Here is a 25193-nt window from a genome sequence, read left to right on the forward strand (position 1 = left end):
ATCCCCTCGAGCCCGGTCAGTGCACCTTGGCCAGCAGCCCGTCGAGGATCGCGATCATCTTCTGCTCTGCCTCTTCGATGGAGCCGCTATTGTCGAGATCCGTAACATCGTAGTCGCCGCGCACCGTCAGCGGCCCGCGGGCGAGTCTGGCCATGATATCCTCATGTGTCTCGCGCCCGCGCGCCTCCAGCCGGCCGGCGAGCACTTCGGCGCTGGCGGTGACATTGATGACCTTCAGCCGCGGGAAGGCGGCCTGGAAGCGATGCAGGGCCGAGCGCGAACCATTGGCGACGACGATATGGCCCCTCGACAGCGCCACCGAGACTTCGGCCGGAATGCCGTATTTCAGGCCGTGCGCTTCCCACCAGACGGCGAAGGAGCCCGACTGCTCCATGGCCGCAAAGCCTTCTAGGGAGACGGAAAGATGATCCTCGCCGCCGGCGCCGCGGTGGCGGGTAATGACGCGGCGGGTGAAATGAACGTCGGCGCGGCCGGCGAAATGCCGGGCGGCAAGGTTCATCAGCGTGTCCTTGCCGGCGCCGCTCGGCCCGACGACGACGACCATGATGCCGCGCTCGGCGCCGGCTCCTGGATGGGGTTCGTGCGGCGTCATGCGACACGGCGTCCCTGGCGCCAGACGGAGCGTGTCACCGGCACGCCGTGCGAACGGTGAACGCGGACGAGGTCGGCGCGCAGCCCCGGCGCGATCCGGCCGCGATCGTCGAGGCTGACGGTGCGGGCGGGCGTCGACGTCACCATGGCGATCGCCTTCGGCAGCGTGATGCTCTCGACCTCGTCGGCGAGGATGAAGGGCGCGTGCAGCAGGCTGAGCGGCACGTAATCGGAGGACAACACGTCGAGCACGCCCATTTCGGCGAGGTCGCGGGCGGCGATGTTGCCCGAGTGGGATTTACCGCGCACGATGTTGGGCGCGCCCATCAGCACGCTCATGCCGTGCTCGTGCGAGGCGCGGGCGGCGTCGAAGCTGGTCGGGAATTCTGCAAGCCGCACGCCGTTGTCGATCGCCTCGTCGACATGCGACAGCGTCGCGTCGTCATGGCTTGCGACCGTGATGCCGCGTTCGGCGCAGACCTTGGCGATGGCGTTGCGGTGCGGCGTCGAATTGCGCGCCGATTCCGCCTGACGCTTGGCGACGAAACGGGCGAAGACCTCGTCGCTCAGGCCCCGCTTCTTCTGGTAGTAGAAAATATATTGATCCATCGTCTGGAACTGACGCTGGCCGGGCGCATGATCCATCAGCGAGACGAGCCGCACATGCGCATCATTTTCGAAGTCGGCGAAGTGTTCGAGCACATTGTCGGCCGAGACCTCGCAGCGCAGGTGCAGAAGGTGCTCGGCGCGCAGCCGGCCTTCTTTCTCCGCCGACTGGATGGCGTCGGCCATCTCGCGCATCTCGCCATGTTCGAAGCCGCCGTCCTCGTCCGCGCCCATGCGCAGGCAGTCGAACACCGTGGTGATGCCCGATGTGACGATCTGGGCGTCATGTGCCTGGACCGCGGCGGTCTTGTTCCAGCGAATGCCGGGACGCGGCTGATAATGGCCTTCGAGATGGTCGGTATGCAGCTCGACGAGGCCGGGAATAATGAAGTCGCCTTCGAAATCTTCGCCGGCTACCGACTTCCCTTCGGAAATATCGGCGATCTTGCCGTCGCGGATGAGGATCGATCCGGCGAGGACGTCATCCTCGAGAACGATGCGGGCATTGGAAAACACGGTCTCTTTGCTCATCTCGTCAGGTCTTTCAGCTTTTGGCGCCGGAAAGCGGCAGCCAGGAATGAACTTTGAACGGGGCGCCGCGCGTCTCCTCGACGAAGACGGCAAGGCTGGAAATCGACAGCGGCCGGCCGATGAAACCGGCAAAACGCTCGGCCAGAATCGTTTTCATCACCGCGGCGCGTGTCTCGGGCACTTGCCCGCTCAGCGTCATGTGGAAGCCGAAATCCTCCATGACGTAGGGATAACCCCAGCGCTGCAGATTGGCGCGCTGGCTGTCGCTGAGCTTCTCCGGATTGCGCCTGCTGATATCGGCTTCCGAAAGGGTCGCGCGAAACGGTTCGAAGGACTTTACCACCTTCGCGGCGAAATCCTGAAGAGGTTGATGAAGAGAACCGGGGACGAGCGCAAAAAAACGGCCGAGCTGGCCGAGCACGAGTTCGGGGATCTCGAAGGCCGGCGTGCGCGCGGCAAAATCCTCGGCAAAGGCCATGAGGTCCTTTTCGGTGACGGAGGCGGCAAGCGCAAAGGGCGCCTTGATCGTGGCATGGAAGCCATAACGGCGTGGATCGGCGGTCAGTTCGAACTGTTCTGCCTGGCCGAGCTGCTCATAGGCCGGGGCAGGATAGGTCTCGCCCGTAAAGGCGTCGCGGCCGAGCCAGAGCGAGGCCGCGCCGGTCAGGGGATCATCCTTCGGCGGCGAGAAATAGAGAGCGTAGCGCAAGGCTTTTGTCCTGGGAATCGTCGAGACGGGGGAGCGCAATGTGCAGTGATTTGGCGGTGAACCGCAAGCAGGCTCCCCGGCTAAAAGATTTCCGTGACAGAATGATGATGGCGGCCGCGTCGCCACGGCGTTGTGATCGTCAGTGTGTCCCGCTGCCCATCAGCCGATGGCGCAGTGCGTTGGAGGCGGCGTCAAAGAGGAAGACGACGATGAGGATCAGAATCACCATATAGGCGACGTTTTCCCAGTTGGCGTTGGTGCGCATGGCCTCCCAGAGTTTGAGGCCGATGCCACCCGCGCCGACGGCGCCGATGATGGTGGCGCCACGCACATTCGATTCCCACTGGTAGAGCGTCTGGCTGACGATGACAGGAACGATCTGCGGCATAATGCCGTAACGATGGACGAGCACCGTCTGAGCGCCGGTCGATTGGATGCCTTCCCGCGGTTTGTTGTCGATGTTCTCGAGGCCTTCGGAATAGAGCTTGCCGAGCGTGCCGGTCTCGGTGAGAAAGATCGCGCCGCTGCCGGCAAGCGGCCCGGGGCCGAAGGCGCGCGTCAGGAACAGCGCCCAGATCAGCATGTCGACCGAGCGCAGGAAATCGAAGAAGCGCTTCAGGACCTGGTTCAACAGCCGGTTCGGCGTGATGTTGCGCGCTGCCATGAAGGCAAGCGGGAAGGCGGCGAGCGCGCCGAGCAACGTTCCGAGGAAGGCCATGACGATCGTCTGGAAGAGCTTGGTCCAGATGTCGCCGTGCTGCCATTCGCTGTTGTTCCAGATGTCGTCGAAGGCGAGCGACAGGTTGGACTGGTCGGGCTTGATGCGCGGGCCGGAGACGATGAGGCCGATGACCTCGCTTGCCGGCTTGTCGAAGAAGGACGACTGCGTGTCAAAGACGAAATTTGCCCAGCCGATGAAGCGTTTGCGGATCTTCACCCGGTCGACAGAAATGCTGACATCGCCGGCAAAGCCGAGATCGGCGAGCGCGTTGTCGTCATAGACGGTCATCCAGGCGGGCACCGGTCCGACGACCTTCGGCGCGCCGCTCGAAACGTCGACGTGCACGCTGACGCCATGCGCCGTGACGATCGTCTCGCTCTTCGAGACGGTGACGGCGCGGCCGGTGCCGCTGACGGCAACGCTGATGCTGCCATCGGGATTGTCGACCACCCAGTCCGGGTGCGGATTGTCGCCGAGCGGCGAAAAGCGGGGATAACGCACCTCGATCGTGCCGTCGTCCTGAATGCGGAATTCCGGTTGAACGTCGTAGCTCACCCATTGGCTGAGATAGATGCCGACGCGCTCCCAATGGGCCTCGGCGAAAAGCTTGGGCAGGTCGAAGAACCAGACGGCGTAAAGGCCGTAGAGCAGCGTCGCGATGACAATCATCAGCCCGCCGAAACGCTGGCGGAACGAGCGGTGGAAATATTCCGGATAGCGCGCTTCGATTTCGTGCATGCGGTTGGCGTCGATCACCGTCATGGCGGCCTCAATGTTGCAGAAGGAAGGCGTGCTCGCCGACGAGGCGGCGGCGCAGCCATGCGGAGAACTGGTCGACGGCGACGATCGTCACGAACAGCAGCAGAACGAGCGCCATCGTCTTGGCGCCGAAGCCGCGCGAGATCGACAGCTTCAGCTCCTCGCCGATGCCGCCGCCGCCGACGGCGCCGATAATGGTCGAGGCGCGCACGTTGATCTCGAGACGGAGCAGCGCATAGGAGGTGAAATTCGGCAGCACCTGCGGCAGGGCAGCGAAGCGCGCCCGCTCCCACCAGTTGGCGCCGACGGCCTTCATGCCCTCATGCGGTTTCATGTCGATATTTTCGGCCACCTCGTAGAAGAGTTTGCCGAGCGCACCTGTTGTGTGCAGGGTGATAGCGATGATGGCGGCGACCGGTCCGATCGACAGGATCGCCGAAAACAGGCCGGCGATGACGATCTCGGGGAAGGCGCGCAGGAATTCCATCAGGCGCTTGGTGAAGATGCGCAGCGGCCATGAACGCGTCAGGTTGCGCGCGGCAAAGAAGCTTAAGGGAACGGCAAAGACAAAGGCGATGAGCGTCGAAAGCAGTGCCACGTTGATCGTGACGATCATCAGCTCGAAATATTCGGGAATGTAGAAGGCGCCCCAGACGTAGACACGGCCCTTGTCGAAATTGAATTCCTCGCCGCCCTTGTCATTGACGCTCGCTATGTCGAACAGCGCGCGCCAGACGTCGTTCCAGTCCTTGGGAATGAGCCAGCTCAGGAAGTCGAAAAGATGCGGCAGGCGGTCGAAGAAATGGCCGGCATTGCTCTCGTCGGCGAAGCGGACGGAGCTGACGAAAGCCGCGATGAGGATCACCAGGCCGAGCACGGTGTAGAAGCGGCGCTTGGCGACCATCCGGCCCCAGGCGGTGCCGATCTCCTCAGTGCTCTGCAAGTGCGGCAGTGTATCGGCAATAGTCATGGACGCCCCGCCCGGTTACAAAGAAAGGGCGGCCGTTTCCAGCCGCCCAGCATTCCAAAGGCCGATCAGCCGCCGATGGCAGCTTTGCGGACTTCGACAACAGTGTTGTAGAACTCGTGCTTGACGGGGGCGTAGCCCTTGTAATCACCGCCTTCGACGGCTGCGAAGCACTTGTGATCCTTTTCCGGCAACGCGGTGAAGAAGGCTGCGAGCTTCGTCTGCCATTCTTCGCCAAGCGCGTTGCGAACGACGAGCGGGCCGTTCGGGATCAGCGGCGAACGCCAGACTTCAACCAGCTTGTTCGGATCGACGGCGCCCTTGTCGACTTCCTTGCGGAAGGTGCCGGAGGTATAGCCGTCCTTGAAATCGCCGATGCCCGAGGAGTCGTCAACGGCAACGTCGACCTTGCCGTCATAGGCGGCGAGAAGGTTGTTCTCATGGCCGCCGTTGAACTGCGTCGAGGCGAAGAACTTGTCGTTCGGCATGCCCGTATCCTTCGGGATCTGCGTCAGCGGAACGAGATAGCCCGAGGTGGAATCCGGATCGGCATAGCCGAGCTTCTTGCCCTTGGCGTCCTGGATGGTCTTGATGCCGGAGGACTTCAGCGCCAGGCCGATCGAGTGGTAGCCCGTCGAGCCGTCCTTCTGCTGCGTCGTCAGGATCGGCGTAACCGCCTTCGGATCCTTGATGTAGACGGCTGCGTAGCCGGAAGCGCCGAGTTCGGCGAAGTCGAGCGTGCCGCCGAGCAGGCCCTGGATGACGCCGTCATAATCGGCGGCCGGGAACAGTGACACCTTCTCGAAGCCGAATTCCTGCTTCAGGTGGTCGGCGAGGCAGGCATAGTTGCGCAGGCGGTCGGTTTCGTTTTCACCGCCGAGGATGCCGATGCGGAATTCCTTGAGGTCTGCGGCATTGGCGGCGCCGGCGAGCGCAAACAGCGCCGTTGCCGCAAAGAGTGCTTTCTTCAACATGCGTTCTCTCCTATTGACCGGTGTCCCCGGCTTTCCGTTACGAAGAAGTGTGCCCTTGACGCGGGCTTTCGATCGCGGCCGCCTCGCTCAGAGGCCGGCCAGCGCCAGCGGTTGGATGCCGGCGGATTGATTGTCTGACCGCTCGGGAGCGAGATTGATCGATGTCGAGGTCATCGTTTCGTCGATGCCGGCGCCATCCTTATCCGTTCCGTAGATTGCCTTCACCGTGTCGGCGGTCAGCTCCGACGGCTTGCCGTCGAAGACGACGCGGCCGCCGGCCATGCCGACGATACGCTCACAATAGTTGCGGGCGGTATCGAGCGTGTGGAGGTTGGTGATGACGGTGATGCCTTCGCGCTCGTTGATGTCGCGCAGCGCATCCATGACGATCTTGGCGTTCAGCGGATCGAGCGAGGCGATCGGCTCGTCGGCGAGCACCATCTTTGGGTTCTGCATCAGTGCGCGGGCGATCGCCACGCGTTGCTGTTGTCCGCCGGAAAGCGTGCCGGCCGCCTGCAGCGCCGTCTGCTCGATGCCGAGGCGTTCGAGGGCTGCGATCGCGTGCACGCGTTCCTCGCGGGTGAAGATGTTGAGCAGGCTCAGAAGCGTCGAGCGGTGATTGAGGCGGCCGAGCATGACATTGGTGAGAACGTCGAGGCGCGGCACCAGGTTGAACTGCTGGAAGATCATCGCGCAGTCGCGCTGCCAGTTGCGCAACGCCCGGCCGTGAAGTCCGGAGACCTCGACGCCGGCGAAATGGATGGAGCCGGAGCTCGGCTCCTGAAGCCGGTTGATCATGCGCAGCAGCGTCGACTTGCCGGCGCCGGAGCGGCCGATGATGCCGACCATCTGGCCTTGGGGAATGGTGAGCGTGACGGTGTCGACGGCGAGCTTCTTTCCGAAACGGCGGGTGACATCCTTCAGCTCGAACATCATGCTCTTCCCTTGCACTCCAGGCCTTGGTCAGCATCGCATTAGTCCCGCTTCATGAACCTCAAATGTCATATTTGTGTAGTTCGTGTCACAATTCTCCGTGCCTATATCGGAGGTTTAGCCACCATATCTTGCCAGGAAATCTTCCGCGCTCAGGTTGCGAAAATCCTGCAACGCCTGGCGCAGAAGGTCATGGTCCCAGTCCCACCAGGCAAGCCTGTCCATGCGCTCGCCGACTGCTTTCGGAAAGCGCTCGCGGATTAATTTAGCCGGCACACCGCCGACGATCGAGTAGGCGGCGACATTCTTCGAAACGACGGCGCCGGCGCCGATCACCGCGCCGTTGCCGACGCTGACGCCCGGCAGGATCGTCGCCCCATGGCCGATCCAAACGTCGTTGCCGATCGTCACGCGGTTTGCGCGCCGCCAGGCGAAGAAGTCTTCCTCCATATCGCCGTCCGGCCAGTAGTCGGCGGCGCGATAGGTGAAATGATGCAGCGTCGCGCGCCAGGTCGGGTGATTGGTGGCGTTGATGCGCACGGCGGCGGCGATATTGACGAACTTGCCGATCGTCGCGCACCAGACGGAGCCGTCCTGCATGATGTAGGAATAGTCACCGAAGGTTACCTCGTTGATGCGGCAGCGCTCGGAAACCTCCGTATAGCGTCCGAAGCTGGACTCGCTGACGGAAGCTGTCTCGTGGACATAGGGTTCAATGCCCAGCCTGCGGCTCATGCGGCGATCTTTCTTGGAACTGCTGGACGTCGAGAATGCGGTCGGCGACGGCTTCGCGCACTTCCTCGTCGTGGAAGATGCCGAGAAGGGCGACGCCGGCCCGCTTCTTTTCCGAAATCATCTCGACGACGACGGCGCGGTTGCGGGCATCGAGCGAGGCGGTGGGTTCATCGAGAAGCAGAATCGTGTGGTCGGTGATGAAGCCGCGGGCAATGTTGACGCGTTGCTGTTCGCCGCCGGAGAAGGTGGCGGGCGGAAGCTGCCAGAGCGCCTCCGGCAGATTGAGCCTGGCAAGCAGGGCGCCCGCCTTCTCCCGGGCTGCGCCGGCTGCCTCGCCACGCGCCACCAGCGGTTCCGCCACCACGTCGATTGCCGCGACGCGCGGCACGGTGCGCAGGAATTGGCTGACATAGCCGAGCGTATTGCGCCGCACATTGAGCACGGTGCGCGGATCGGCGGCGGCGAGATCGACGACGCGCCCGTCGTGGCGGATGAGGATCTGGCCGGTATCGAGGGCGTAATTGCCGTAGATCATCTTGAGCAGCGAGCTCTTTCCGATGCCCGACGGGCCGCCGAGCACGACGCATTCGCCTGACGCGACCGAGAAGGCGACATCGGAGACGACGGGCAGCCGGATGCCGTCGCGCAGGTGCATGGTGAAGCTCTTCGAGACTTCGGAAACGACGAGAGGCGTTGGCATGATGTCTTCTTCCCTGGTTTTGGACCTGCAGTGGCGCTCAGACCTGCAGGATCGAGGAAACGAGCAGTTGCGTGTAGGGTTCGCGCGGATCGTCGAGCACCCGGTCGGTGAGCCCGTGTTCGATGACGTAGCCGTCCTTCATCACCATCATGCGGTGCGACAGAAGCCGGGCGACGGCGAGATCGTGGGTGACGATGATGGCCGAGAGGCTGAGATCGTTGACGAGGCCGCGCACGAGATCGAGCAGGCGCGCCTGCACCGAGACGTCGAGGCCGCCGGTCGGCTCGTCCATGAAGACCAGGCGCGGGCCGGTGACGAGGTTGCGGGCGATCTGCAAGCGCTGGCGCATGCCGCCGGAAAAGGCCCGCGGCTGGTCGTCGATGCGGTCGGCATCGATCTCGACGCGTTCCAGCCAGTCTATCGCCGAGGCGCGGATCTTGCCGTAGTGCCGGTCGCCGATCGCCATGAGGCGCTCGCCGACATTGGCGCCGGCGGAAACCGTCATGCGCAGGCCATCGGCCGGGTTCTGGTGCACGAAGCCCCAGTCGGTGCGCATCAGGAAGCGGCGCTCGGCCTCGTTCATATGGTAGAGGTCGCGGTAGGTGCCGTCGCGCATGTGGTATTCGACACCGCCGCTGGTCGGCATCAGCCGGGTGGAGATGCAGTTCAGCAGCGTCGTCTTGCCCGAGCCGGATTCGCCGACGATGGCGAGCACTTCGCCGGGCCAGAGCTCGAAGGACACATTGCGGCAGCCGATGCGGTTGCCATAGAACTTCGAGAGGTCGTTGACTTTGAGGAGCGGCGTTTCGGTCATTCTGCAGCCTCCCGGGCCAGCATCTCGCCGGCATGCCCATGTGCCCGGCGGTCTTCGCAATGATCGGTGTCGGAGCAGACGAACATGCGCCCGCCCTTGTCGTCGAGGATCACCTCGTCCAGGTAGACATCCTCGGCGCCACACAGCGCGCAGGGCTTGCCGAAGCGCTGGATTTCGAAGGGATGGTCTTCGAAATCAAGGCTGACGACGTCGGTATAGGGCGGCACGGCATAGATGCGCTTTTCGCGGCCGGCGCCAAAAAGCTGGAGCGCTTCCGACTTATGCATCTTGGGATTATCGAATTTCGGGGTCGGCGAGGGATCCATGACGTAGCGGCCGTGAACCTTGACCGGATAGGCATAGGTCGTGGCGATGCGGCCGTTGCGGGCGATATCCTCGTAGAGCTTCACGTGCATGAGGCCGTATTCTTCCAGCGCATGCATTTTGCGCGTCTCGGTCTCGCGCGGCTCGAGGAAGCGCAGCGGCTCGGGGATCGGCACCTGGTAGACGAGCACCTGGCCGGCCTTGAGCCTTTCCTCGGGGATGCGGTGGCGCGTCTGGATGATCGTCGCCTCGCCTGTGTGCGTCGTCACCGCGACATTGGCGACCTTCTGGAAGAAGGCGCGGATGGAAACGGCGTTGGTCGTATCGTCGGCGCCCTGGTCGATGACCTTCAGCACGTCATCGGGTCCGATGATCGAGGCCGTCACCTGCACGCCGCCGGTGCCCCAGCCGTAGGGCATCGGCATTTCGCGCGAGGCGAAGGGCACCTGATAGCCGGGGATGGCGATCGCCTTCAGGATGGCGCGGCGGATCATCCGCTTGGTCTGTTCGTCGAGATAGGCGAAATTGTAGCTGGCCAGATCGCTCATTCGGCGGCTTCCTTCAAATCTTCGCCCCTGTTGCGGGCGGCTTCGAATTCACGGCGCATGCGGCGGACGAGATCGAGTTCGGCCTGGAAGTCCACATAATGCGGAAGCTTCAGATGCTCGACGAAGCCGGTCGCCTGGACGTTGTCGGAATGGGAGATGACGAATTCCTCGTCCTGGGCCGGCGCAGTGATATCCTCGCCGAGCTCTTCAGCCCGTAATGCGCGATCCACCAGCGACATCGCCATGGCCTTGCGCTCGCTCTGGCCGAAGACCAGGCCGTAGCCGCGGGTGAATTGCGGCGGTGCCTTGGCCGAACCCTTGAACTGGTTGACCATCTGGCATTCGGTGATCTGGATGACGCCGAGCGAGACGGCGAAGCCGAGTTCCGGCACGTCGAACTCCACCTCGACCTCGCCGATGCGGATCTCGCCGGTGAAGGGATGGTTGCGGCCATAGCCGCGCTGGGTGGAATAACCGAGCGCCAGCAGAAAACCCTCGTCGCCGCGGGCGAGCGCCTGCAGGCGCAGATCGCGGCTCATCGGAAACTCCATCGGCTCGCGGGTCAGGTCGCCGACCTCGTGATCCTCCGGCATGTCGCCGTCGGCCTCGATCAGGCCTTCCTCGCCGAGAATTTCGGAGACGCGCATGACGCGGCCGGTCTCGGCGGCGCGCTGCGCGGGCGTCTCGACCGCCTCGTCGGTAAGCAGCGAGGGATCGAGCAGCCGGTGGGTATAGTCGAAGGTCGGCCCAAGAAGCTGGCCGCCCGGCAGATCCTTGTAGGTTGCCGAGATCCGCCGTTCGATCGTCATATCAGCCGTGTCGAGCGGCTTGGAATAACCGAAGCGCGGCAGCGTCGTGCGGTAGGCGCGCAGCAGGAAGATCGCCTCGATCATATCGCCGCGCGACTGGCGGATGGCGAGCGCGGCGAGCGTGCGGTCGAAAAGCGAGGCCTCGGCCATGACGCGGTCGACGGCGAGCGCCAGCTGCGCGACGATCTGGTCGATACCGATCGCCGGCAGCGAACGGTCGCCGCGGCGGCGGTCGGCAAGCAGGCGATGGGCATTGGCGATGGCGGCCTCGCCGCCCTTGACGGCAACATACATGAGCTCAGATCTCCGTTGCTGTGATCTTGGTGGTGCGCGGCAGGCAGAGGAAGCGCTCGGCCGAGGTCAGCACGATGTCGATGCCGCGCGGGAAAAGCGCGCGGTTCTCGGTCCAGAGCCGCAGGAAGGTATCTGGCAGCCCGACAGGCGCGATCTCAGTCACAGTCTGGATGCCGGGGCCGATCAGTGCCAGCCGGCGCCCACCCTCGAGTGCGGAAAGTTCGATGACGAGCGTCGTCGATCGGTCGGGATATTCCTGCGTGCCCGAGGCGAAGAGGCCGAAGGGGCAAAGCGTGGCACCGGCTTCCGTGAAGGCGAAGCGTGCCTCGGCCTTCTCCGTGGTCAGCGGCGCGCCGGCGTGGAAGCCGAGCCAGTCGGGCACGGCGGATTTCGCCAGCCCCTGAGAAAGCCAGACCGGCGTGTCGTGGTCGCAAAGCGTCAGCGCGATCGTGCCGGCGGCAATGCCGAGCGGTACAGGCGGCGCGACATCGGGCTGAACGGTCTGGATCGTACCGGGACGAGCCATGCCGTCCATCAGCAGCTTGAAGACGCTCTGGGCATGGAAGACCGGCTCGGCAAAGCCGCCGGTCAAGGCTTCCGTCTTGAAACCCATCAGTTGTCTCCCCGCACCATGGTGAAGAAATCGACGCGGGTCGCCGCCGTCTCGTCGGCCTTGCGGCGTTCGGCATCGGCGATCCGTTCGGTGATCGGCAAAAGCAGCGCCCGTTCGACGAAATCCTTCGTCGCCTCCTCCTGCCAGAGCGCATCGAAGATCGCCGCAAGCCGCGCCTTCTCGCGGTCGGTGCCGAGCGCCTGCGCATGGCCGACCGAGCCGGAACCGAGCCGGACCGTCGCGCGCGTCACCGTCACCTCGCCAAGATTGAAGGGAGCGCCGCCGCCGCCGATGCGTCCGCGCACCATCACCAGCCCTGTCTCCGGCCCGCGCACCGGATGCGCCGCAGGCTTTTGCGGCAACGCATTCCAGGCCGCCGAGAGTTCGCTGCGTTCTGCGCGCGCCAGCAGATCGGCGGCGCGTTTGCGCCCGGATGCCGTCTGTGACGCAGCGTTGTTCCTGTCCGCTGATATCATCGCCGCTTCCCTCCAAATGTCTATTGATATAGACAACTATACAAGCTATCCCTAGTCCTAAATCGATGCCGTGACAAGCGTGTGACATTCCGCAGCGCGCGCCTTTTCAGGCGCGTGGAGAGTGCTGTAATTCCTTGAAATCGATGGAAGGCATGAAATGGCAGGGCAGGGGATGGAATGGCGGGACTGAATCAGGTGCAAAGGCAGACCGGCGTGGCGCTCTGGCGCCAGATCGCCGACCGGATTCGCGAGGCGATCGGCAACGGCGCCTATGATGAAACCGGAATGGTGCCGCCCGAAACCGTCCTGGCGCTGCAATTCGGCGTGAACCGGCATACGGTGCGCAGCGCTTTGGCAGCCCTGGCGCAGGAAGGCATCGTCCGGGCGGTGCAAGGTCGCGGCACGCTGATCGAACGCAAGGAGCGGCTGAATTTCCCGATCACCAGGCGCACGCGTTTTACCGCCGGCATCGGCGACCAGGCGCGCGAGATGCGCAGCCTGCTGCTCGATGAGGTGACCGAGGAGGCGAGCGCCGAGATCGCCCGCTGGCTGGGCCTGAAGCCGGGCGCACAGGTGATCCGGCTGGAAACGTTGCGCGAGGCCGACAGGCGGCCAGTGTCAAAGGCGACGAGCTGGTTCCCCTCAGAACGTTTCGCTGGGATCGGCGAAGCCTACCGCAAGCACGAATCGATCACCAAGGCTTTCGCTGAACTCGGGCTGGCGGATTATATCAGGGCGACGACTGAGGTGACGGCGGCGCATGCCGACACGGCTGATCTGGCCGATCTCGAACTCACCCCCGGGGCGATCCTGCTGATCGCCAAGGCGATGAACACCGATCTCGACGGCGTGCCGGTACAATATTCGATCAGCCGGTTCGCGGCCGACCGGGTGCAGTTCACGATCGAAAATTGAGGACGGCCTCCCCCCGGTGGTGCAGGGAAGGCCGTTAAATTCAATGCGCGCCGGACATGTCGCCGAGCACTTCCTTGGAAGCGACGGTGGAATCGGCGTTCAGCTTGTAGACCATGGGAACGCCGGTGGCGAGGTTGAGGGCGAGCACGCCCTCCTTGGTCAGCTTGTCGAGCACCATGACGAGCGAACGCAGCGAATTGCCGTGGGCGGCGACCAGCACTTTTTCGCCACGCAGCACCCGCGGCAGGATTTCGGTGAGGTAATAAGGCCAAACGCGGGCGCCGGTGTCGCGCAGGCTTTCGCCGCCGGGAGGCGGCACGTCATAGGAGCGGCGCCAGACATGGACCTGTTCCTCGCCCCATTTGGCGCGGGCATCGTCCTTGTTGAGCCCGGAGAGGTCGCCGTAGTCGCGCTCGTTCAGCGCCTGGTCGCGGATCGTCTGCAGGTCGGGCTGGCCGACCTTGTCGAGGATAAGCTTCAGCGTGTGCTGGGCGCGCACGAGGGCAGAGGTATAGGCGACGTCGAATTTGATCCCGTATTCGGCAAGTGCGGCGCCGCCGGCATTGGCCTCCTGGATGCCGAGCTCGGTCAGATCGGGATCCTTCCAGCCGGTGAAGAGATTCTTCAGGTTCCAGTCGCTCTGGCCGTGGCGAACGAGGACGAGGGTTCCGCTCATCAATATGTCTCCGAATGTCGTTATTGGGAAGAAAGCCCGAGCACGTCGAGCATGGAATAGAGGCCCGGCTTCTTGTCGCGCGCCCAGAGAGCCGCCTTGATGGCGCCGCGCGCGAAGATCGAGCGGTCGGCCGCACTGTGCGACAGGGTGACGATTTCACCTTCGCCGGCGAAAAGCACCGAATGCTCGCCGATGACGGAGCCGCCGCGCAGCGTCGCAAAGCCGATGGTGCCGGCTTCGCGGGCTCCGGTATGGCCGTCGCGCACTTTGACCGATTTTGAAGCGAGATCGATGCCGCGCCCCTTGGCCGCTGCCTCGCCGAGCAGAAGCGCGGTGCCGGAAGGCGCATCCACCTTGTGCTTGTGATGCATTTCGAGGATTTCGATGTCCCAGTCATCAGGGTCGAGCGCCCGTGATGCCTGTTCGGTAAGCACGCTGAGCAGATTGACCCCGAGGCTCATATTGCCCGATTTGACGATGCGGGCATGCCGGGCGGCGGCCGCGATCCTGGCGTTGTCGTCTTCCGAACAGCCTGTGGTGCCGACGATGTGGACGATGCGGGCCTGGGCGACGAGGCCCGAGAATTCCACCGTTGCGGCGGGCGAGGTGAAGTCGAGCACGCCTTCGGCATGCAGGAAGGCATTGAGCGGATCGTCGCCGATGATGACGCCGGTCGGGCCAAGCCCGGCAATCTCGCCTGCATCCTTGCCGACGAAGGGCGAACCGGTGCGCTCGACGGCGGCGTGCAGCGTCACGCCCTCCATGGAATGGATGAGCCGGATCAGTGTCTGCCCCATGCGCCCTGCCGCGCCAACCACCACCAGTTTCATCGCAGCATCGCTCATCTCGGTCTCACCAGGTCAGTTTAGATCGGAGGCCGACGGCCTCTGCAGGTTGTTGAGGCGAGCGTAAAGACCGTCGCTGACCTTCGCAAGCGTCTCGTGGTTGCCTTCCTCGACGACACGGCCCTGCTGCATGACGACGATCTTGTCGGCGCGCACCACGGTCGAAAGCCGGTGGGCAATGACGACGACAGTGCGACCGGTCATCGCCTCGTCGAGCGCCTTCTGAACGGCAGCTTCAGATTCGGTGTCCAGCGCCGAGGTCGCCTCGTCGAGAAGCAGGATCGGCGCATTGCGCACCAGCGCACGGGCGATCGACAGCCGCTGACGCTGGCCGCCCGAAAGCGTCACGCCGTTTTCGCCGACCGGCGTGTCGTAACCCTGCGGCTGGGCCGAGATGAAGTCATGCGCATAGGCAAGCCGGGCAGCTTCTTCCACCTCGGCATCGGTCGCTTCCGGCCGGCCGTAGCGGATATTGTCGCGGATCGTGCCCTCGAACAGGTAGGGCTGTTGCGAGACGTAGGCGAGTTGCTGGCGCAGCGACTTCTTGGTGATGTGGGCAATATCCTGCCCGTCGATCAGGATCTGGCCCTCGCGCGGATCGTAGAAACGCGGAATGAGGCTGATGACGGTGGATTTGCCGGCACCCGAGGGGCCGACGAGCGCCGTCGTCTCTCCGCCTTCGGCGACGAAGCTGACGCCGCTCAGCACGCTTTCATGGCCATAGCCGAAAGAGACGTTGCGGAATTCGATCCGCGCCTGCGTCACCGTCAGCGGCCCTGCATCCGGCAGGTCGCGCTGGCGTGGCTCCATGTCGAGCAGTTCGTAGATCATCCGCGCATTGACGACGGCGCGCTCCATCTGCACCTGCAGGCGGGCCAGCCGGCGGGCCGGATCATAAGCCAGCAGCAAGGCGGTGACGAAAGAGAAGAAAGCGCCCGGCGGCACGTTGTAATAGATCGAGCGGTAAGCGGCATAGGCCAGCACGCTGGCAACCGCAAAGCCCGCAAAGCTCTCCGTCAGCGGCGAGGTGCGTTCTGAAAGCCGGGCAATCCGGTTTGCCCGGTTTTCGGCGCCTTTGATCAGTTTGTTGACCTTGCTTTCCAGCTCCTCTTCCATCGTGAAGGCTTTCACGATGGCAATGCCCTGGATCGTCTCCTGCATGGCGCCCAGCACGTGGCTGTTCAGATGCACGGCCTCGCGGGTTGCCGAGCGCAGCCGTTTGGAAACGTAACGCAGCGCATAGAGCAGCGGCGGCGCCATGATGAACACGGCAAGGCTGAGCAGCGGGTCCTGGAGGACCATCACGCCGATCAGCGAAACGAAGGTCAGGAGGTCGCGCACCGTCGACGTGATCGTCAGGTTGAGCACGTCGCGGATACCGCTGACGTTCTGGCTCACCTGCGCGGCGATATGGGCCGAGCGCGCCTCGCTGAAGAAGCCGACCGAAAGTGTCATCAGATGCGCGTAAAGGCGGCGCTGATATCGCGCGACGATATCGTTGCCGACCTTGGAGAGCGCCACCGCCTGTCCATAGCTCGCAAAGCCGCGCAGCACGAAGGCGACGAAGATCGAAAGACAGATGATCCAGACGACGTCGGCGCGGCGATTGGCGAAGGCCTCATCGATGATCGCCCGCATGATCCAGGCCGTGAACGCTGTCGAAAGGGCCACGATGATGAGGCAGGCGATCGCGAAGACATAGCCCCAGAGATGGTCGCGGCCGTTTTCAGCGATGATGCGCTTCAGGATGCCGGTGACGGTATCGCTGCTGACGCTCTGCTTTCTGCTTTCCGCCGCTTCCAATAATGAGCTTTCCTGTCTCGACCAAACGCGGCGCAGGGGCGACGCGTACTTTTGGCGGGTCTATAAAGAGTTGGGATCGGTTTGGCTAGAGCGCCGCGCGTCCGGGTGGGACGCGCGCCGGGATCAGCGCCGCCAGCGGCGGCCTTCCGTCGACACGCCGAAATTCGCCGGCATGCGCGCATAGGAGGAAAGCCCGGCAAGGGCCGCCAGCGGATGCGTCACCACATAGGTCGGGATGGTGCGAAGCAGGGCGGTGTGCGGCGCCTTGTCCTCGAAAGCCATGCGGAATTCCGGCTTCTTCAGGGCCGGGAGGATCTTCTGCGAGATGCCGCCGGAGAGATAGACGCCGCCACGCGCCATGAACACCATCGCCATGTCGCCCGCCACCCGGCCGAGATAGGTGGCAAACAGCGAGACGGTCTCGACGGCGGCCTTGTCGCTGCCGGCAAGCGCGTGCGAGGTGATGTCGGCCGGATCCTTCATCGTCGGCTGGATGCCGTCGACGATACAGATGGCGTGATAGAGGTTGACGAGGCCGCGCCCGCAGAGGATCTGCTCGGCCGAGACACGCCCCTCGATCGTCTCGATATGGGGGAAGAGTTGATAGTCGCGCTTGCTGCGCGGTCCAAGATCGACATGGCCGCCTTCGCCGGGGACCGGGATCCAGCTGTGCTGGGCATGCACGAGGCCGCCGACGCCGAGGCCGGTGCCGGGTCCGAGCACGACGCGCGAGGCGATCATGTCGCCGGTGGCGTCGCCGATGCGCTCGCGGTTTTCATCCGAGAGGGCGGCGATTGCCAGCGCCTGCGCCTCGAAATCGTTGACGACGAGAACGTCCTCGATGCCGAGGCCCTCGATCATCGTCTTAGGCCGCACCACCCAGTCGCAGTTGGTCAGGGGGATCTCATCGTCGTTGATCGGGCCGGCGACAGCAAGGATCGCCGAGCGCGGCTGCACCGCTGTTTTGTCGAGCACGCCCTTCTGGATCGCTTCGTCGATCGTTGCGAAATCCGCCGTGCGCACGTTCGGAAACTGCTTCGGTTCGGCATAGGCATCGGTCAGGATGGAGAAACGGGCATTGGTGCCGCCGATATCGCCGATCAGGATCGGGAAGGGCAGCGGAGCGGTGCTGTGGTTCGGTTTTGGCATGGCCGGTTCCGTGCTGATCAGGCTTCGAGAGTGGGAAGGAGCTTTATAGCGGTCGCATGATTGAGCGCCATCGGAATGTCGTAGACGATTGCCAGCCGCATCAGCGCCTTCACATCGACATCATGCGGCATCGGCGTCAGCGGGTCGACGAAGAAGATCAAGGCGTCCACCTCGCCGGTCGAAATCAGCGCGCCGATCTGCTGGTCGCCGCCGAGCGGCCCGCTTTTCAGCCTGGTGACGTCGAGGTCGGGCGCGGCGTCGAGCACGCGACCGCCGGTCGTGCCTGTCGCGACGATCTTCCAGCGGGAGAGAAGGTCTCTGTTGGCGCGGGCGAAAGCGGCCATATCGTCCTTCTTCTGATCATGCGCAATCAATGCTAGGCATTTGCCGCCGGCCATCGACCCCTCCGACCTGACAATTCAATCGATTTGACCGCTTCTATACCAAGAATTCGCGATTTGAAAGACAGCGCCGATGCTCCTCACTGGAGCGCCGGCTTGTCGTTCGGAACCGGGCCGACATCGGGCAGTTCGCCGTCGTCATCGTCGGTGGCCGGTGCGGCCGCAAGCGCGCTTGCTGCGGAAGGTCCGTTCGCGGCAGACGGTCCGCCCGCGGCCGAAGGTCCGCCATAGGTAGCGGCCTGCATCGAGGCGACGGAAGCGGCGTCGAGCACGGCGGCACAGGCCTTCGGCAGGTCGGAGACCATCATCTCGCGCGGTGGCTTCGGCGGCTTGGCGTCGGGTTTTGGCGGCTTCGGTGGCGCCCATGGAGCCGGCGTGAACCACCAGGCAAGCGACTTGTCGCAGCCGTCGCCGGCAGCAACGGGGGCCTGCGGCGTGCATCCCGCAACGCCTGGCGGGCATTTGAGGCGAATATGGAAATGCGAATCATGACCGTATTCCGGCCGGAGCTTGCCGAGATTGGTGCGATCGCCCGTCCAGGTGTCGCACATCTTCTTCTTGATCGCCGGGTTGACGAAAATGCGCTCCACCTGGGGATAGCTCGCGGCCAGCATCAAGAGCCGCGCATGCGATTCCGTCCAGACCCGGGGATCGATCGTCAGAAACTTGTTCTTCTGCAGCATCGAGGTGAAGGGCAGGTCCTCGCGCTCCTCGGCCGTCATGCGGCGCGCCGGCATCGGCGTCAGCCAGATATCGGCATCGAGGCCGATCTGGTGTGAAGCATGACCGCTGGCCATCGGTCCGCCGCGCGGCTGGGCGATATCGCCGACAAGAATGCCCGGCCAGCCGGCGTATTTGGCGGCGTCCTGCGAAAATCGTTCCAGCAGCGCAATGGTTACCGGATTGCCCCAGCGTCGATTGCGTGAAAGCCGCATCGCCTGCCAGGTCGGTCCGTCGGTCGGCAACGCCACCGCGCCGGTCATGCAGCCCTTGGCATAAAAGCCGATCGGCTGGGCCGGCCCCTGAGTCGGCAGGCTGACGCCGCCGAACAGCGCCTTGGCACTGCCCGGGCTCGGCGTCTTCTGCTCGGCGCCGACGTCGCCGGCGGCAAGGCTTGCGCCGATTGCGCCGGCAAGCGCCAGTTTGCCGAATGTCCTGAAAGCTTGAGCGAAGCCGAATGCCATGCTGTTCCCTTGAGAAGTGATTTGTCCGCGAATCTAACGTGAAAAGTGATTTTGGTGAATCGATGATTTGCAGGGCGGGCGGCGGTGACGGATCGCAGCAGCGGCGCAACCCCTGCGAGATCTGACGTCAGCCGATGGGGTCAAAATTTCGCGAGTCCGGCAAAAACCAAACTCTGTCCTGTTTTTCGCCCGCATTTTTCGTATTGTCGAACCATCAATATCAAGGGGAAGCGTGAATGGCGGTTGTGTGGTCGAAGATCGGTCTGTTTCTGTCGCTTGCAGGCGCACTGGCGCCAATGACGGCTGCGGGGCAGGACCAATCCTTTCAGATTGGAAGCTCGGTCATCAGCGAGATGAAGTACAAACCGGGCTTTACGCATTTCGACTACGTCAATCCCGCTGCCCCGAAAGGGGGCGACCTGCGTCTTTCCGCCAGCGGCGCCTTCGACACCTTCAACCCGCTGCTCGCGAAAGGCCAGACAGCGGTAGGCCTGTCGCTTGTTTACGACACGCTGATGAAGCCGGCCGATGACGAACTCCTCGTCTCATACGGCCTGCTGGCCGAGGGCCTCTCGTACCCCGCTGACGTCTCCAGCGCGACCTTTCGCCTGCGCAAGGAAGCGAAATGGGCGGACGGTCAGCCGGTAACGCCTGAAGATGTTGTCTTCAGCCTGGACAAAACCAAGGAACTCAATCCTCTCACGGCGAATTATTACGCCCACGTGGTCAAGGCCGAAAAGACCGGCGAACGTGATGTCACGTTCACCTTCGACGAGAAGAACAATCGCGAATTGCCCAATATTTTAGGTCAGCTGGTGGTCGTTCCGAAGCATTGGTGGGAAGCGCCTGGAGCCGATGGTAAGCCGCGCGACATTACCAAGACGACGCTGGAGCCCGTGATGGGTTCGGGGCCTTATAAGATTGCTTCCTTCTCCCCCGGCGCGACGATCCGTTATGAACTGCGTGACGACTATTGGGGCAAGGATCTCAATGTGAATGTCGGCCAGAACAATTTCCGCAACGTCATCTACACCTATTTCGGCGATCGGGACGTCGAGTTCGAAGCGTTTCGCGCCGGCAACAGCGATTACTGGCAGGAAACGACTGCCGCCCGCTGGGCAACCGGCTATGATTTCCCCGCGGTGAAGGAAGGAAGGGTCAAGAAGGAAGAGGTCAAAAATCCGCTGCGCTCCACCGGCATCCTGCAGGCGCTCGTGCCCAACATGCGGCGCGATCTGTTCAAAGACATCAGGGTCCGCGAGGCGCTGAATTACGGTTTCGATTTCGAAGAGTTGAACCGCACCGTTGCCTTCAACAGCTACAAGCGGATCGACAGTTATTTCTGGAACACCGACCTTGCCTCTTCCGGCCTACCCCAAGGACGGGAGCTCGAAATACTGCAGGGGCTGAAGGACAAGGTTCCGCCGGAGATCTTCACGACCCCTTATACAAATCCGGTTGGCGGCGATCCGCAGAAAAGCCGCGACAACCTCCGCAAGGCGATTGCGCTGCTGAAGGAAGCCGGCTGGGAGATCAAGAACAACCGGATGGTTAATACGAAGACCGGCCAGCCGATGAGTTTCGAGATCCTGTTGTCGAGCCCGATGTTGGAGCGCTGGGCGGTGCCTTACGCCAATAACCTCAAGAAAATCGGCATAGATGCGCGCGTGCGCACGGTCGACGCCTCGCAGGCCGTCAATCGCGAGCGCAGCTTCGATTACGACATGATCTGGAATGTCTGGGCGGAGACGATGAATCCAGGCAATGAGCAAGCCGATTACTGGGGATCAGGTTCGGCCAACCAGCAAGGCTCTCGCAATTATGCCGGCATCGTCAACCCGGCGGTCGACGAGCTTATTCGCATGATCATCTTCGCGCCCAACCGCGATGAACAGGTTGCGGCGATCAAGGCCATGGACCGGGTCCTGCTGGCAAATCATTATGTGATCCCGCTGTTTTACCGCGATACCTATAACATCGCCTATTGGAACACCGTCACGCGGCCGGCCGAGTATCCGGCTTATGGCCTTGGCTTCCCGGATGCCTGGTGGTCTACTTCGGCAAAATGAGCGGGCTTGCAATGCAGGGGCTCTGGGCTCCAAATGGCACGAGCGAATCACGACAAGCCGGCGGGGCCGGCAAGGGAAGGCTGGCGGATTGAGTGGAATTGGACTGAACGGCGTGCAGACAGGAAAAACATTCCCGGAGGCTGAAGGCTGATGGGCGCCTATATCATTCGCCGCCTGCTTTTGATGATCCCGACCATCGTCGGCATTATGGCGATTTCCTTCATAGTGGTTCAATTCGCCCCCGGCGGTCCGGTCGAGCAGGTGATCGCCCAGCTGACCGGCCAAGCCGACAGTGCCGATCAGCGTCTGTCCGGCGGCGGTGATCTTCTCGGCGCAGGCGGAGGCGAAGAAAACTCGAAATATCGCGGCGCCCAGGGGCTCGATCCGGAGCTGATCGCCAAACTTGAAAAACAATTCGGCTTCGACAAGCCGCCGCTGACGCGTTTCGGCGAGATGATGTGGAACTATATCCGCTTCGATTTCGGTGAGAGCTTCTTCCGCAACACCTCGGTGCTCGACCTCATCAAGGAGAAGCTGCCGGTGTCGATCTCGCTCGGCATCTGGATCCTGATCTTTTCCTACGCCATCTCCATTCCGCTCGGCATCCGCAAGGCGGTGAAGGACGGATCGACCTTCGATGTCTGGACGTCGGGCGTCATCGTCGTCGGCTACGCGGTGCCAAGCTTCCTTTTCGGCATCCTGCTGATCGTGCTGTTCGCCGGCGGCTCCTTCTACGACTGGTTCCCGCTGCGCGGCCTCGTCTCCGATAATTTCGACCAGCTCGCCTGGTGGCAGAAGCCGCTCGATTATTTCTGGCACCTCACCTTGCCGCTGATCTCGCTGTCGCTCGCCGCCTTCGCGACGACGACGCTGCTCACCAAGAATTCCTTTATCGAGGAGATCAAGAAGCAATATGTCGTCACCGCCCGCGCCAAGGGCCTGAACGAGCGGCAGGTGCTTTACGGCCATGTGTTCCGCAATGCCATGCTGATCATCATCGCCGGTTTTCCCGGTGCCTTCATCTCCGCCTTCTTCACCGGCTCGCTGCTGATCGAGAACATCTTCTCGCTCGATGGTCTCGGCCGCCTCGGCTATCTCTCGGTGGTCAACCGGGATTATCCGATCGTCTTTGCCACACTTTACATTTTCTCGCTGCTCGGCCTGTTCGTCAGCCTGATCTCCGACCTGATCTACACCTGGATCGATCCGCGCATCGATTTCGAGCGGAGGGATGTCTGATGGACGCTGCCGCAAATCCTGCCGTCGCAACCCCGGTCAAGCCGCCGCGCAAGGGCCTGCTGTCGCCGACAAACATCCGCCGCTGGAAGAATTTCCGGGCGAACGGCCGTGGCTATTGGTCGCTGTGGCTGTTCCTGCTGCTGTTCGTGCTCAGCCTGTTCGCCGAATTCCTCGCCAACGACCGGCCGATCATCGCCTCCTACAAGGGCGAGATCCTGTTTCCGGTGCTGATCGACTATCCCGAGGAGAAGTTCGGCGGCTTCCTTGCCGAAACCGACTACCGTTCCTCGGTAATCGCAGATGAGATCAACGCCAATGGCTGGATGATCTGGCCGCCGGTCCGCTATTCCTACCGCTCAGTCAACTCCAACATCCCGCATTCGGCGCCGACCGCCCCCTTCTGGCTGATGACCAAGGAGGAGCGCTGCTCCGGTTATCCAGAAGGGGTGAACGATCCTGCCTGCACGCTCGGCAATCTTAACTGGCTCGGCACCGACGATCAGGCTCGCGACGTACTGGCGCGCGTCATCTACGGCTTCCGCATATCGGTGCTCTTCGGCTTGGCGCTCACCATCTGCTCGGCGATCATCGGCGTGACAGCAGGTGCGGTTCAGGGTTATTTCGGCGGCTGGACCGATCTATTGCTGCAGCGCTTCATCGAGATCTGGTCGTCGATGCCGGTGCTCTACATCCTGCTGATAATCGCAGCCATCCTGCCGCCCGGCTTCTTCGTGCTGCTCGGCATCATGCTGCTCTTTTCCTGGGTCGGCTTCGTCGGCGTCGTGCGCGCCGAATTCCTGCGCGCCCGCAATTTCGAATATGTGCGCGCCGCCCGCGCGCTTGGCGTCAACAACCGCACCATCATGTGGCGCCATCTGCTGCCGAACGCCATGGTCGCGACGCTCACTTTCCTGCCCTTCATCCTCTCCGGCTCGATCACGACGCTGACCTCGCTCGATTTCCTGGGCTTCGGCATGCCGCCGGGCTCTCCCTCGCTCGGCGAGATGATTGCCCAGGGCAAGACCAACCTGCAGGCGCCATGGCTTGGGCTGACGGCCTTCTTCGCCATGTCGATCATGCTGTCCCTGCTGATCTTCATCGGCGAGGCCGTGCGCGACGCCTTCGATCCGAGGAAGACGTTCCAATGAATGACATGACAGAACCGCTCCTTTCCGTCCGTAATCTCTCGGTTGCCTTTCATCAGGGCGGCGAGGCGTCGCTTGCCGTCGATCGGGTCTCTTTCGATATCGCCAAGGGCGAGGTGGTCGCGCTCGTCGGCGAATCCGGTTCCGGCAAGTCGGTCTCGGCCAATTCGATCCTGAAGCTTCTGCCCTATCCCACCGCAAGCCATCCCTCCGGCGAGATCCTGTTCAAGGGCAAGGATCTCCTGAAGGCCTCGGAGCGAGCGTTGCGCGAGGTGCGCGGCAATGACATCACCATGATCTTCCAGGAGCCGATGACTTCGCTCAATCCGCTTCATTCAATCGAGAAGCAGATCGCCGAAATCCTCGCTTTGCACCAGGGCATCACTGGCCCGGCGGCGCGCCAGCGCGTGTTGGAATTGTTGAACCAGGTTGGCATTCGCGAGCCGGAAAAACGGCTGAAGGCCTATCCGCACGAACTGTCAGGCGGCCAGCGCCAGCGCGTCATGATCGCCATGGCGCTCGCCAACCGGCCGGAATTGCTGATTGCCGATGAGCCGACCACGGCGCTCGACGTCACCGTGCAGGCGCAGATCCTGGAACTGCTGCGGCAATTGAAGGCAGCGCACGGCATGTCGCTGCTGTTCATCACCCATGATCTCGGCATCGTGCGCAAGTTCGCCGACCGCGTCTGCGTGATGACCAAGGGCAGGATCGTCGAGACAGGAACGGTCGGGGAGGTCTTCGCCAATCCGAAGCACGATTATACCCGCCACCTCCTTGCCTCCGAGCCGCGTGGCGAGCCTCCGCGTGCCGATCCGACGAAGCCGGTGGTGATGGAAGGTTCCGACATTCGCGTCTGGTTTCCGATCAAGGCGGGGCTAATGCGCCGTGTCGTCGACCACGTCAAGGCGGTCGACGGCATCGATCTTTCTCTGCGCGCCGGGCAGACGCTCGGTGTGGTCGGCGAATCCGGTTCCGGCAAGACCACTCTCGGCCTGGCGCTCACCCGGCTGATCTCCTCGCAAGGGCGCATCGCTTTCGTCGGCAAGGATATAGCCGGCTATTCGTTCAGCGAGATGCGGCCGCTGCGCAACCAGTTGCAGATTGTCTTCCAGGACCCCTATGGCTCGCTCAGCCCGCGCATGTCGGTCGGCGATATCATTGCCGAAGGGCTGAAGGTGCATGAACGCGCCTTGAGCGCCGAGGAGCGAGACCAGCGCGTCTGCTGGGCGCTGGAGGAGGTCGGTCTCGACCCGCTGACCCGCTGGCGTTACCCGCATGAATTTTCCGGCGGCCAGCGCCAGCGCATCGCCATTGCCCGCGCCATGGTGCTCAAACCGCGCTTCGTCATGCTCGACGAGCCGACCTCGGCCCTCGATATGAGCGTCCAGGCCCAGGTGGTCGATCTCCTGCGCGACCTGCAGAAGAAGCACGACCTCGCCTATCTCTTCATCAGCCATGACCTGAAGGTGGTGAAGGCGCTTGCCAACGACGTCATCGTCATGCGGTTCGGCAAGGTGGTGGAGCAGGGGCCGTCATCGGAAATCTTCCGTGCGCCGAAGGACGATTACACCAAGGCGCTGATGGCCGCCGCCTTCAACATCGAGGCGGTGCCGACGCCCGCCGTGCAGCAGTAAAGAAC

Annotated in this window: 25 protein-coding genes; 5 read left to right on the forward strand and 20 right to left on the reverse strand. The window is 63.1% G+C overall.

The window, feature by feature from the left end:
- Positions 1-16: 16 nt before the first annotated feature.
- From phnN to phnG, 14 genes are all read right to left on the reverse strand, one after another.
- Entirely contained in the window at positions 17-613 is a 597-nt protein-coding gene (gene phnN / locus EFD56_RS03895) for a phosphonate metabolism protein/1,5-bisphosphokinase (PRPP-forming) PhnN (protein ID WP_126904709.1), read from the reverse strand.
- On the reverse strand, positions 610-1749 hold the full coding sequence (locus tag EFD56_RS03900) for an alpha-D-ribose 1-methylphosphonate 5-triphosphate diphosphatase (RefSeq protein WP_126904710.1): 1140 nt from the start codon (positions 1747-1749) through the stop codon (positions 610-612). The genes phnN and EFD56_RS03900 overlap by 4 nt, the downstream gene beginning before the upstream one ends.
- Before the next feature lie 13 nt (positions 1750-1762).
- Positions 1763-2458 carry a DUF1045 domain-containing protein gene (locus EFD56_RS03905; RefSeq protein ID WP_126904711.1) on the reverse strand — a complete coding sequence of 232 codons (696 nt, stop codon included), beginning with the start codon at positions 2456-2458 and terminating at the stop codon, positions 1763-1765.
- Between the two features lie 139 nt (positions 2459-2597).
- Positions 2598-3941: a phosphonate ABC transporter, permease protein PhnE gene (gene phnE, locus EFD56_RS03910; RefSeq protein WP_126904712.1), complete on the reverse strand. Its 1344-nt coding sequence runs from the start codon at positions 3939-3941 to the stop codon at positions 2598-2600.
- Between the two features lie 7 nt (positions 3942-3948).
- Positions 3949-4908: a phosphonate ABC transporter, permease protein PhnE gene (gene phnE, locus EFD56_RS03915; protein ID WP_126904713.1), complete on the reverse strand. Its 960-nt coding sequence runs from the start codon at positions 4906-4908 to the stop codon at positions 3949-3951.
- A 65-nt stretch (positions 4909-4973) separates the two neighbouring features.
- A complete protein-coding gene (gene phnD, locus EFD56_RS03920) occupies positions 4974-5879 on the reverse strand; it encodes a phosphonate ABC transporter substrate-binding protein (RefSeq protein ID WP_126904714.1) in 906 nt (301 codons plus the stop codon).
- An 87-nt stretch (positions 5880-5966) separates the two neighbouring features.
- Positions 5967-6812, reverse strand: coding sequence for a phosphonate ABC transporter ATP-binding protein (phnC, locus tag EFD56_RS03925; RefSeq protein ID WP_206513408.1), 846 nt, complete (start codon positions 6810-6812; stop codon positions 5967-5969).
- 117 nt (positions 6813-6929) lie between these two features.
- Positions 6930-7547: a DapH/DapD/GlmU-related protein gene (locus EFD56_RS03930; protein WP_126904716.1), complete on the reverse strand. Its 618-nt coding sequence runs from the start codon at positions 7545-7547 to the stop codon at positions 6930-6932.
- Positions 7525-8247 (reverse strand): phosphonate C-P lyase system protein PhnL, encoded by a 723-nt coding sequence (gene phnL, locus EFD56_RS03935; protein ID WP_126904717.1) that lies wholly within the window; start codon positions 8245-8247, stop codon positions 7525-7527. Before phnL ends, EFD56_RS03930 begins: the two co-directional genes overlap by 23 nt.
- Before the next feature lie 37 nt (positions 8248-8284).
- Positions 8285-9061, reverse strand: a complete 777-nt coding sequence (gene phnK, locus EFD56_RS03940) for a phosphonate C-P lyase system protein PhnK (protein WP_126904718.1) — start codon at positions 9059-9061, stop codon at positions 8285-8287.
- Positions 9058-9933, reverse strand: a complete 876-nt coding sequence (locus tag EFD56_RS03945) for an alpha-D-ribose 1-methylphosphonate 5-phosphate C-P-lyase PhnJ (RefSeq protein WP_126904719.1) — start codon at positions 9931-9933, stop codon at positions 9058-9060. The genes phnK and EFD56_RS03945 overlap by 4 nt, the downstream gene beginning before the upstream one ends.
- The gene (locus EFD56_RS03950) at positions 9930-11036 is read right to left on the reverse strand and encodes a carbon-phosphorus lyase complex subunit (protein ID WP_126904720.1); all 1107 of its coding nucleotides are present in this window, start codon (positions 11034-11036) and stop codon (positions 9930-9932) included. Before EFD56_RS03950 ends, EFD56_RS03945 begins: the two co-directional genes overlap by 4 nt.
- Before the next feature lie 4 nt (positions 11037-11040).
- Positions 11041-11649, reverse strand: a complete 609-nt coding sequence (gene phnH / locus EFD56_RS03955; protein ID WP_126904721.1) for a phosphonate C-P lyase system protein PhnH — start codon at positions 11647-11649, stop codon at positions 11041-11043.
- Positions 11649-12125 carry a phosphonate C-P lyase system protein PhnG gene (gene phnG / locus EFD56_RS03960; protein WP_126904722.1) on the reverse strand — a complete coding sequence of 159 codons (477 nt, stop codon included), beginning with the start codon at positions 12123-12125 and terminating at the stop codon, positions 11649-11651. The genes phnH and phnG overlap by 1 nt, the downstream gene beginning before the upstream one ends.
- A 177-nt stretch (positions 12126-12302) precedes the next feature.
- Here phnG and phnF point away from each other — a divergent pair, with 177 nt between their 5' ends.
- Entirely contained in the window at positions 12303-13040 is a 738-nt protein-coding gene (gene phnF / locus EFD56_RS03965; RefSeq protein WP_064833419.1) for a phosphonate metabolism transcriptional regulator PhnF, read from the forward strand.
- Between the two features lie 40 nt (positions 13041-13080).
- Here the strand turns inward: phnF and EFD56_RS03970 are convergent, their stop codons facing one another.
- From EFD56_RS03970 to mepA, 6 genes are all read right to left on the reverse strand, one after another.
- Positions 13081-13716 (reverse strand): 2,3-bisphosphoglycerate-dependent phosphoglycerate mutase, encoded by a 636-nt coding sequence (locus EFD56_RS03970; RefSeq protein ID WP_004673523.1) that lies wholly within the window; start codon positions 13714-13716, stop codon positions 13081-13083.
- Positions 13717-13736: 20 nt separating this feature from the next.
- Complete coding sequence (dapB, locus tag EFD56_RS03975; RefSeq protein ID WP_126904723.1) at positions 13737-14561, reverse strand: 4-hydroxy-tetrahydrodipicolinate reductase; 825 nt, start codon at positions 14559-14561, stop codon at positions 13737-13739.
- Positions 14562-14576: 15 nt separating this feature from the next.
- Positions 14577-16364, reverse strand: coding sequence for an ABC transporter ATP-binding protein (locus EFD56_RS03980; RefSeq protein WP_126904724.1), 1788 nt, complete (start codon positions 16362-16364; stop codon positions 14577-14579).
- A 123-nt stretch (positions 16365-16487) separates the two neighbouring features.
- Complete coding sequence (locus EFD56_RS03985; RefSeq protein ID WP_126904725.1) at positions 16488-17513, reverse strand: glucokinase; 1026 nt, start codon at positions 17511-17513, stop codon at positions 16488-16490.
- Positions 17514-17530: 17 nt separating this feature from the next.
- Positions 17531-17911: a methylglyoxal synthase gene (locus tag EFD56_RS03990; RefSeq protein ID WP_004673532.1), complete on the reverse strand. Its 381-nt coding sequence runs from the start codon at positions 17909-17911 to the stop codon at positions 17531-17533.
- An 83-nt stretch (positions 17912-17994) separates the two neighbouring features.
- Positions 17995-19098 (reverse strand): penicillin-insensitive murein endopeptidase, encoded by a 1104-nt coding sequence (gene mepA / locus EFD56_RS03995; protein ID WP_126904726.1) that lies wholly within the window; start codon positions 19096-19098, stop codon positions 17995-17997.
- Positions 19099-19334: 236 nt separating this feature from the next.
- On the opposite strand from mepA, the gene EFD56_RS04000 reads away from it, so the two are divergent.
- The 4 genes from EFD56_RS04000 (at position 19335) to EFD56_RS04015 (ending at position 25188) form a co-directional block, all read left to right on the forward strand.
- Positions 19335-21167: an extracellular solute-binding protein gene (locus EFD56_RS04000; RefSeq protein ID WP_126904727.1), complete on the forward strand. Its 1833-nt coding sequence runs from the start codon at positions 19335-19337 to the stop codon at positions 21165-21167.
- A 150-nt stretch (positions 21168-21317) separates the two neighbouring features.
- Positions 21318-22406, forward strand: coding sequence for a microcin C ABC transporter permease YejB (locus tag EFD56_RS04005; protein WP_004673538.1), 1089 nt, complete (start codon positions 21318-21320; stop codon positions 22404-22406).
- Positions 22406-23554 carry an ABC transporter permease gene (locus EFD56_RS04010; RefSeq protein WP_012482258.1) on the forward strand — a complete coding sequence of 383 codons (1149 nt, stop codon included), beginning with the start codon at positions 22406-22408 and terminating at the stop codon, positions 23552-23554. Before EFD56_RS04005 ends, EFD56_RS04010 begins: the two co-directional genes overlap by 1 nt.
- A complete protein-coding gene (locus EFD56_RS04015) occupies positions 23551-25188 on the forward strand; it encodes an ABC transporter ATP-binding protein (RefSeq protein WP_126904728.1) in 1638 nt (545 codons plus the stop codon). Before EFD56_RS04010 ends, EFD56_RS04015 begins: the two co-directional genes overlap by 4 nt.
- The last annotated feature ends 5 nt before the right edge of the window (positions 25189-25193 follow it).

Origin of the sequence: Rhizobium phaseoli, from assembly GCF_003985125.1 — a bacterium.
Taxonomy (GTDB): Bacteria; Pseudomonadota; Alphaproteobacteria; order Rhizobiales; family Rhizobiaceae; genus Rhizobium; species Rhizobium phaseoli.

Excerpts from the sequence above, each read along its gene's own strand:
- phnC (WP_206513408.1), bottom strand. The coding sequence starts at position 6,812 with ATGTTCGAGCTGAAGGATGTCACCCGCCGTTTCGGAAAGAAGCTCGCC.
- phnN (WP_126904709.1), bottom strand. The coding sequence starts at position 613 with ATGACGCCGCACGAACCCCATCCAGGAGCCGGCGCCGAGCGCGGCATC.
- EFD56_RS03930 (WP_126904716.1), bottom strand. The coding sequence starts at position 7,547 with ATGAGCCGCAGGCTGGGCATTGAACCCTATGTCCACGAGACAGCTTCC.
- EFD56_RS03985 (WP_126904725.1), bottom strand. The coding sequence starts at position 17,513 with ATGCCAAAACCGAACCACAGCACCGCTCCGCTGCCCTTCCCGATCCTG.
- EFD56_RS03900 (WP_126904710.1), bottom strand. The coding sequence starts at position 1,749 with ATGAGCAAAGAGACCGTGTTTTCCAATGCCCGCATCGTTCTCGAGGAT.
- EFD56_RS03950 (WP_126904720.1), bottom strand. The coding sequence starts at position 11,036 with ATGTATGTTGCCGTCAAGGGCGGCGAGGCCGCCATCGCCAATGCCCAT.
- phnD (WP_126904714.1), bottom strand. The coding sequence starts at position 5,879 with ATGTTGAAGAAAGCACTCTTTGCGGCAACGGCGCTGTTTGCGCTCGCC.
- EFD56_RS04015 (WP_126904728.1), top strand. The coding sequence starts at position 23,551 with ATGAATGACATGACAGAACCGCTCCTTTCCGTCCGTAATCTCTCGGTT.
- phnF (WP_064833419.1), top strand. The coding sequence starts at position 12,303 with ATGGCGGGACTGAATCAGGTGCAAAGGCAGACCGGCGTGGCGCTCTGG.
- mepA (WP_126904726.1), bottom strand. The coding sequence starts at position 19,098 with ATGGCATTCGGCTTCGCTCAAGCTTTCAGGACATTCGGCAAACTGGCG.
- phnG (WP_126904722.1), bottom strand. The coding sequence starts at position 12,125 with ATGATATCAGCGGACAGGAACAACGCTGCGTCACAGACGGCATCCGGG.
- phnE (WP_126904712.1), bottom strand. The coding sequence starts at position 3,941 with ATGACGGTGATCGACGCCAACCGCATGCACGAAATCGAAGCGCGCTAT.
- EFD56_RS03970 (WP_004673523.1), bottom strand. The coding sequence starts at position 13,716 with ATGAGCGGAACCCTCGTCCTCGTTCGCCACGGCCAGAGCGACTGGAAC.
- phnH (WP_126904721.1), bottom strand. The coding sequence starts at position 11,649 with ATGGGTTTCAAGACGGAAGCCTTGACCGGCGGCTTTGCCGAGCCGGTC.
- EFD56_RS03945 (WP_126904719.1), bottom strand. The coding sequence starts at position 9,933 with ATGAGCGATCTGGCCAGCTACAATTTCGCCTATCTCGACGAACAGACC.
- phnL (WP_126904717.1), bottom strand. The coding sequence starts at position 8,247 with ATGCCAACGCCTCTCGTCGTTTCCGAAGTCTCGAAGAGCTTCACCATG.
- dapB (WP_126904723.1), bottom strand. The coding sequence starts at position 14,561 with ATGAGCGATGCTGCGATGAAACTGGTGGTGGTTGGCGCGGCAGGGCGC.
- phnE (WP_126904713.1), bottom strand. The coding sequence starts at position 4,908 with ATGACTATTGCCGATACACTGCCGCACTTGCAGAGCACTGAGGAGATC.
- EFD56_RS04005 (WP_004673538.1), top strand. The coding sequence starts at position 21,318 with ATGGGCGCCTATATCATTCGCCGCCTGCTTTTGATGATCCCGACCATC.
- EFD56_RS04000 (WP_126904727.1), top strand. The coding sequence starts at position 19,335 with ATGGCGGTTGTGTGGTCGAAGATCGGTCTGTTTCTGTCGCTTGCAGGC.
- EFD56_RS04010 (WP_012482258.1), top strand. The coding sequence starts at position 22,406 with ATGGACGCTGCCGCAAATCCTGCCGTCGCAACCCCGGTCAAGCCGCCG.
- phnK (WP_126904718.1), bottom strand. The coding sequence starts at position 9,061 with ATGACCGAAACGCCGCTCCTCAAAGTCAACGACCTCTCGAAGTTCTAT.
- EFD56_RS03990 (WP_004673532.1), bottom strand. The coding sequence starts at position 17,911 with ATGGCCGGCGGCAAATGCCTAGCATTGATTGCGCATGATCAGAAGAAG.